Origin of the sequence: Rubripirellula obstinata (assembly GCF_001642955.1) — a bacterium.
Taxonomy (GTDB): Bacteria; Planctomycetota; Planctomycetia; order Pirellulales; family Pirellulaceae; genus Rubripirellula; species Rubripirellula obstinata.
The window spans coordinates 1-3927 of record NZ_LWSK01000220.1 but is presented as its reverse complement, the minus strand read 5'-3'; the positions used below and the strand labels follow the sequence as shown (position 1 = coordinate 3927).

General features: G+C 55.4%; 7 protein-coding genes. All 7 read right to left on the bottom strand.

Annotation, left to right across the window (positions count from 1 at the left end; all coding sequences use genetic code 11):
• A partial coding sequence (locus RC85_RS27880) for a hypothetical protein (protein ID WP_162273275.1) occupies positions 1–236 on the bottom strand: 236 nt, incomplete at its 3' end.
• A gap of 366 nt (positions 237–602) precedes the next feature.
• The gene (locus RC85_RS25025) at positions 603–980 is read right to left on the bottom strand and encodes a hypothetical protein (RefSeq protein WP_068267559.1); all 378 of its coding nucleotides are present in this window, start codon (positions 978–980) and stop codon (positions 603–605) included.
• 309 nt (positions 981–1289) lie between these two features.
• Positions 1290–1556, bottom strand: coding sequence for a hypothetical protein (locus tag RC85_RS25020; RefSeq protein WP_068267558.1), 267 nt, complete (start codon positions 1554–1556; stop codon positions 1290–1292).
• A gap of 198 nt (positions 1557–1754) precedes the next feature.
• Positions 1755–2507 (bottom strand): acyl carrier protein, encoded by a 753-nt coding sequence (locus RC85_RS28940; protein WP_068267554.1) that lies wholly within the window; start codon positions 2505–2507, stop codon positions 1755–1757.
• 40 nt (positions 2508–2547) lie between these two features.
• Positions 2548–3039, bottom strand: a complete 492-nt coding sequence (locus RC85_RS25010; protein WP_068267552.1) for a hypothetical protein — start codon at positions 3037–3039, stop codon at positions 2548–2550.
• 146 nt (positions 3040–3185) lie between these two features.
• Positions 3186–3566 (bottom strand): hypothetical protein, encoded by a 381-nt coding sequence (locus RC85_RS25005; RefSeq protein ID WP_068267550.1) that lies wholly within the window; start codon positions 3564–3566, stop codon positions 3186–3188.
• Between the two features lie 98 nt (positions 3567–3664).
• A partial coding sequence (locus RC85_RS27875) for a hypothetical protein (protein WP_238383226.1) occupies positions 3665–3927 on the bottom strand: 263 nt, incomplete at its 5' end.

Sequence of the window (3927 nt, the reverse complement as noted above, 5' to 3'; positions counted from 1 at the left end):
ATGTTGGTCGAGCGTTCTTGGTCGAGCATGAGAGATGCCCCGCAGGGCGCGAGGCGGGCAGCAAATGTCCGCGGCTCAGTCGGATAACGGTATGCATCACCGAGGTGGCGGGATTTGACGTGCAAGCAGAGAGAAAAGTGTGCGGCCGCCACTCCGGTGCATGCAATGGTTATCCGTAAAACACCGTTGCGATGCGGTTCGTCGGCGCGGACTTTGTCCTCGTGGGTGAGCATCACCGTGTGTAGATCGTAGCAAAGAGCGGGCGTTCAAGCAAGTTTCGGCGAGCAGCAGTATACCGAGTGTCCAAAGACAGCCGTTGGTTGTGCCACGCAGTGCATCCGGCACACCGGCGTTGTTCGAGCATTGAAATTCAGGCGTTGGTTGATGCCCCGCAGGGCAGTCGGCACTTGAGTATTAAGTGAGCGTCGGGGCGAAGCGGTATTGGCGGTCAAGCTGTACGCGTTGGTTGTGCCCCGCAGGGCGCGAGGATGGCAGCAAATGTCCGCGGCTCAGTCGGATAACGTCCGGCGTCACCGGGCGGGAAGAGTAAAGTTGTCCATTTCAAATTCGGCCGCAAGCCCCGCTCCGTGTGCACGCCATGGTTATCCGTCATCCGGGAGGCAGTTTTCGGCGTCAGGATCAACGCCGGCGGATCGAAGTCCCGACTTCCAGACGGCTTGGATCGCATAGATTGCACCTACTTGCGGCAACCAGCCAAAGAACGAGCCAGGGAGTATACCAAACGCGGTGGCGGGAGAGGCCAGGATAGCAGCAATTGTGTAAGCGATCCCCACGGCAGAGAGCATCACGGCAAGTGCAATGCGATACCTTACGACTCGCGAGCGACCGTAGCGTGAAACGAGGAAAGCAACGGTCGGAGCACCAAAGTAGAGCAGCCCAAGGGTTACAGCGACGCCGGGAAAACCCGCCAAGCGAGCAAACGAAAATACGACCGCGATCGCAAGCGTGGCGGTCAGCAAGTGCTGAATGCGGAATTGCGTCTGAGGTGCGGGCTGTGCGATCGGTCAGCTTCTCAGTCGGATAACGTCTAGGATCACCGGGTGGGGACGGAAAAAGTAACCATCAGAAAACACCCGCAAGCCCCACTCCGGTGCATCCTTTGGTTATCCGTCGGCATGGAATACGATGAAAACCAGCGACAAGCACGAGGCGCAAGAATGAGAGCAGGCAGTGGAATACATCGGTGTGAAACGAGCGTGACCTGCGCGAGCAGGAAACATCGGCGGGACGCCGCCAGTCTGGGCTTCGTCCACGCGGGTGACACCCAATTATGGGCCATCCGGCGGAGTTCCCAGTATAGCGTATCTTGCGAAGTGCAGCAGTCCGGCAAACCGATAGCTGGGATCGACGTAGTGTTGAATTACGTAGAAGGCGAAATAGTACGCGCGGCAGAACGCCCAGATCGCGATCGCGAGTACCAGCGCATATCGAAAATCTGGCAGTTGCGCAATCAGCAGTCCTGAGGAAATCAGGCCGATCAGAACGAACAGTCCACCCTTGAGCCAGATCAAACGACGGTCAGTAAGGTTTCGCATTCGGAGCTTCCGTGAGCCAAGGGCAGCGATCGTGGGGCAACGGACGAGAGTGCCCCGCAGGGCGCGAGGCGGCCAGCAAGTGTCCGCGGGTCAGTCGGATAACGTCTAGGATCACCGGGTGGGGACGGAAAAGGTAACCATCAGAAAGCAGCCGCAAGCCCCACTCCGGTGCATCCTTTGGTTATCCTTTCTTTGGAGTCAATAGAGATCTCGAACAAAATGTGTATCCCGCGAAACCAAATCCGGCTTCGCGTCGGAGCACAAGCAAACACAATCAACGAGTTCTTTGTAAATCCAGTCGTCGATGTCGTCAATCGTCTCGGTGACGTGAATGCGAGCCTGCGACGCCATTGCCTGTGCGAGTTCACCAATCGTTGACACGGATTGAGGGATCACGCGAGCACACCGAGCAGCGATAGCGTAGCCAGCGAGGCATGAGAACGAAGCACTGAAGCCAATTGCGAGAACACTCGCTAGAGACTCGACAAACGAGACGAACAGAACAACGTGGACTGCAGTGACGAGCAACACAAAAACGCAGAATGCACCAGTAAGCATGGGATGCCATCGTAGCGATGGAGGAGCGGTGCCAAACTCGTCGCGAATCTCACTCCAAGCAGATGCCCGACGCTCAGGCGGAAGCACATGCGCTACGGAATCGCTCGGGCGTAGCGTTTCGTCGCTGGATTGATATTGGTTCAGGATTCGGCGCAGTCGATAGAACGATGTAGCCGTTGGGCAAGACGAATCTCGAAAAAGTCGTACACGCTTTGCAAGGCAGTCGCAAAGATCACCGACTGTCTGGATGCGTTCAGCATCTGCATCAGGGATGGAGGTAGCGAACCGCTCTTCAACAGTCATGACAAACTCGACGGTGTCCAACTCCATTAGATTCTCGATTTCAGTCGGATAACGTCCGCCATCACCGGGCCGGGACGGTTGATGTTCCATTTGTTAAAACTCGCAAGCCCGGATCCGGTGCATCGCTTGGTTATCCGGCGTCTTTCTTCGGGCGCACTTCGCGCCCCGTCGGGTCAGTTTCGAGTACGCTTTCGTGAAGCCCGTTGATTGATCGTCCCAGGTTGCCAGCAGCATCGCATTCGACAAGCGTCCAGTTTACAAGATCGGCGTTGCCGGAAACAGATCCAGGATCAGCCATCATGTAGCAAATATCAAACAGGAATTCAGCCTGGCTGTTGCGAACAAGGGTTGCAATGTCAGTTCGGGATACACCAGCGGCAATCATTCGGCGTATCGAGTGAGCCGCACCAGCGTAAGGATCGTTTGATTCGGGAGGGACGTTTGCGATTACGTTGTCGATCCACGAAAGCTCGTCATCGGAAGCGATGCGATCCCATGCGCCTTTGAGAAACATGTAACGCGCAAGTTGCGGTATGTTTTCATTCGCCTCAGATGAGGCCCAGCTATCTGGATCGGATGCGCCCAGTTGACGAAAGATTGCGGCGAGTTTTTTGGCGTCCATTCAGTTGATCAGCATGAGGTTTTAAGTCGGATAACGTCCGGGTTCACCGGGCCGGGAGAGAAAAGTTAACCATCAGGAAACGCATGCAAGCCCGGCTCCGGTGCAACCCATGGTTATCCGCGATTTGCAGGGTCAGCGGGCGGCAATCAACTTGCCACAGACGGCAAACGTGATCGAGTGAAGTTGAATATCGGGCCGAACAGCACGGCGGATACGGGGACTAAACACATCCAGATCGGATGCACGTGACGAAAATGGAATGAAACGGACGCGACGATTGCGATCATAATGAGAATTGGGCAAGAAGCGATTGCGTCCCAGCGATCGAATCGAAATACGCCGCGAGATCGTCCAAACAAGAAGAATGGCGTCATCGAAAATGCGAACCAAAAGATGTACGCACCGAGGATGTTCGGTGTGAGCATTTCTTGGAGGTGCCCGGCAGCGTAGGCCGCAGCAACAAAGAGTGCAAATGCAATCGCAGATTCAGTGAGGATCAATCGCCATGTCTTGGAGTCGGCAGTCATTTGTGATTCAGTCGGATAACGTCCCGCATCACCGGGCCGGGAGGGAAAAGTTAACCATCAGAAAACGCCCGCAAGCCCGGCTCCGGTGCATGCGATGGTTATCCGCCATGTTGTTTGGGCGAGGCGGAAAACGCCGTTGCATCGCCAGCATCAATATACCACGAAAGGTTAAGGTTGCTAATCCGCATTCCATCGGGGGCGCATTTTACAGAAAGTCCGCGAATCACAATATGCTGGGTTTCGGCCAACGTTGGAACGACGCCATGAACTGGGTATCCCTCAATCACGGACCCATTGTTTACAGCAATGTAGTTGATCGTTTCACAGTTCGAGCAACGATGAGCAACCCAGTTTAGTTCTG